The following is a 3131-nucleotide window of genomic DNA, read 5'->3' as shown; positions in this document are numbered from 1 at the left end:
CAACAGGCACCGAACGTCTACGAACAGCAGTCAGCTACTCTGACACTTGCCGCATAACGACACGAACAGGTGTCCACCTTTTGGGGACAAGGCCCAGCCATGAACGCCCGCCAGTTGGCCAACTGAACAGCCGCCGCCAGATCCTGCCGATCGCCGTCCCCAAACGTGAGCTGTTCACCCACCAGCCGGCACCGCCTCCAACAGCCCAACCAGGCGAGGCAGCACCTTCCGGTGCAACGGCTCCTGCTCACACGATTCGCCCGAGAGCGCGATCTCCGCCGCCAGGGCCCGCAGTTCCACCGGCCCCTCCGCCGCCAGCCTCTCCGCCAGCGCGCGTGCCTTCGGATACTGCTCCGGCTCCTGATCCCGGTAGGGGCCGGCACGCCACATCTCCACTTCCATCCCCACCGGATGCACCTTGCGGTCCAAGCGCCGGGACAGATCATCGATGATGGCAATCCCATCCGCATCCAGGTCTCCCCAGATGGCCATCCGCTCCGGACGCATCCACTCCAGCAGGGCAACCAGCTTGTTGGTGACGTACCCCTTGCCCCAGATGCACAGCCACTGCGACGTGACCTCCGGGATCGCACACACGCGTTCAAACGTGTCCGAGTTCTCAACCAAGAAGACGCCCCGCCCACCGTGCTCGACTTCCCCCACCAGCCGCAGAGCACCAGCAGGCAGAGCGATCCACGGCTTGGCCACCGCAGCGTCGGCAGCCACCGACCCCACCCGCCACCGCAAAGGCCCCCGCACTCGAATATCGACATCAGCCTCATCGAGCGCCAGGTCAAAGCTCATCCCGACCAGGTTCTCGAAAGCCGCCTGCCGTGGAGGGGTCCACTTCTTCGACCCGCTCAACGCAAGGCCAGCCAACTCCTTGGCGGACAACCGCTCCCCGTCCCGGTACGCCGGCCACCACACAGACGCCGCGCGCACCGCCGCCTCATAGGCAGTCCACGCCTCGGTTGCGACCGCACTGTCCTGCGGCACCCGCAGCGGCGAACCCACCGGACAGGCATCCAGCAGCACCTGCTCCCGCTCCAGCTCCGGTACCGGCACCATCAGCGCAAGCAGTTCCTTGCGTACCTCATCGGGATCCCGCCATCCGCGCAGCTCCTGCAGCAACTCATCCGCCTGTAATGCCCACGAATGAGACAGACGCCATGCCAACGGACCGGCGAGCTCGAGATCGTCATCAACCGCGCAACGCAGGACCACACCTCCGCACCGGACCAGCGCCAGCGCTACATCCCACGCCCTGTCTCCGAAACGGGACTCCACCGTGGCCCAAGAGCGCCGCTGCGCCGAGAGCACCCACACCAGATGCCGGCTATCCAACGTTTCCGGAGGTTCATAGGCCGGCTGCTCCCGCGCAGTCACCAGGTCGACTTCCCGAATGCGCAGCAAGCCCTGGCGATTACGCGGTGCGCGGTTCATCCCCTCACGACGTACCGGCACGGACAGAGCATGTGTGTCCTCCGGCACTTCAGGCAGCGCTACCCGGATTCGGCCTTCCGCTTCACTGAACAACAGAGTCATAGCGCCCGCCCCGGCACTCACATGCCCTCCCCAGAGACACATCGGAACTTGGACCCAGGCAGATCCACTCTGTCAGGAAGGCATACACAAGGCCCCTTGCGCCCCACAAAAAGACAAAGTGAGTCCAATCCAACATTGGCCCGAAGCTGGCACGGTGGTCCGCCGTCATCTGCTAGTCGTCCCCGTGCTGGAGCCGCTGTGGAACTGGTGGGGACTGTAAAGAGAACGGTGTAACTCCGATCATGGAAGAGTGCACCTGTGACCAGCGAGAACATAGCCAAGCCGTCTGAGGCAGGGGCTGCGTCGGCGACGTCGATGACCAGTTCCTGAACGAGCTCGTGGCCCGGGCCCAGGCCGAGGGTCTGCAATTGACGGGTGAGGGTGGACTGCTTCAGCAGCTGACGAAGCGGCTGCTGGAGTCCGCTCTCGAGGGCGAGACGAGCGACCATCTTGGCTCTGACCGGCCCCGCCCGGAGACCGTTCGCGGATCGATGGCCCCCAAGGCTGGGGCCGTCGGCGATGATGTAGCAGCTCTACTCGCCGATGTGGTGGGGGTCGGTTGACTCCCACGGTATGCCGCGCTCGATGTGAGAGCGAGGTCGACTGGGGCGCGGCGGAGGTTAGCGGTCCAGGCGGGTGGAACCGCCGATCGTCTTCAGGGCTCTGTCCAGGCAGTCGACCACCGGCTGGTGGGACTCGGCGGGGATCTGGGACTTCGACAGGTCGTGGAGGAGCCCCTCCGTGACGTCGCCGCCACCACCGGCATGCATCGCGTACCAGCCGGCCTGGGCGCTGGTCGGCCGCCGCGCAGGGACGAGCGAGGCTTCCTTGGGGCCGGACGTGGGCTCGGGCGCGAGGGACTTCAGCAGGGCGGTTCCCATCTCCTCTGCCATCCGGACGCGCCATTCGCCCAGCAGCCGTACGAGTTCAACGCGTAGCGCCTTCCGCTTTCTCTTCGGCAGCCGATGGGCGCTGACCACCGCTTGGGCGGCGATGATCTCCAGCCGTTCGCCGGTGAATCCTTGCGGGTGGTAGCTGCCGTTCTCGGCGAGTCCGGCGCGGGCGTGGAGTATGTCGGCACGGACCTCGCGTAGCAGTTGGCGTAGTTTGAGTTCTGCCTCGGCCTGCTTTTTGCCGAACTCCTGGCGTCGAGCGAGGATCCGGGCCAGGAACCAGGTGAAGGCGACGGTTGTGAGCGCGGCGATCGGGATTGTCTGTGAAGCGGTTGTCCACCAGGACGGTGCAGAACTGGCGGCCATGATGGAAGTGGGCAGGTTGGACAGCATTCGAGCCTCCTTGGGCGAGTTGGCCCGGCGGTTCCTCATCGGTATCGGCACCGGAAGCGACTGCTGGGCTTGATTCCATACTCTCGACCACCACTGACAGCCGTGTCCCGCAGGAGCCACGGAACTGCGGAGAACCCCTGTCCAAGGCGATCATGAGGCGTGGGCGGGATCAGCCCGGTACGACGGAACCGTCACGTCTGCGGTCGTCCGGCTGTACGGCGGACCGTTTCCTCGGTGAACCTGTTCACCCACAGGGCTGGGCTGTGCGCGAAACTGCTGGTCACCGACCGGTGATGGCCG

The 3131-nt window shown here is 65.6% G+C and carries 2 protein-coding genes and 1 pseudogene; 1 reads left to right on the top strand and 2 read right to left on the bottom strand.

Features of this window, described 5'->3' with window-relative positions:
* Nucleotides 1-174: 174 nt before the first annotated feature.
* On the bottom strand, nucleotides 175-1545 hold the full coding sequence (locus tag AB0E14_RS39580; protein ID WP_362430395.1) for a Wadjet anti-phage system protein JetD domain-containing protein: 1371 nt from the start codon (nucleotides 1543-1545) through the stop codon (nucleotides 175-177).
* 326 nt (nucleotides 1546-1871) lie between these two features.
* Here AB0E14_RS39580 and AB0E14_RS39575 point away from each other — a divergent pair.
* Nucleotides 1872-2009, top strand: a pseudogene (locus AB0E14_RS39575) (IS256 family transposase); the annotation flags it as partial.
* A 156-nt stretch (nucleotides 2010-2165) separates the two neighbouring features.
* Here AB0E14_RS39575 and AB0E14_RS39570 read toward each other — a convergent pair.
* Complete coding sequence (locus AB0E14_RS39570) at nucleotides 2166-2831, bottom strand: hypothetical protein (protein WP_362430392.1); 666 nt, start codon at nucleotides 2829-2831, stop codon at nucleotides 2166-2168.
* Between the last annotated feature and the right edge of the window lie 300 nt (nucleotides 2832-3131).

It is taken from the genome of Streptomyces sp. NPDC047981, assembly GCF_040653315.1.
GTDB lineage: Bacteria > Actinomycetota > Actinomycetes > Streptomycetales > Streptomycetaceae > Streptomyces.
This window is presented reverse-complemented; position numbering and strand designations above follow the sequence as displayed.

Bases quoted from the DNA above. Each gene is read 5' to 3' on its own strand.
- AB0E14_RS39580 (WP_362430395.1), bottom strand. From the start codon at position 1,545: ATGACTCTGTTGTTCAGTGAAGCGGAAGGCCGAATCCGGGTAGCGCTG.
- AB0E14_RS39570 (WP_362430392.1), bottom strand. From the start codon at position 2,831: ATGCTGTCCAACCTGCCCACTTCCATCATGGCCGCCAGTTCTGCACCG.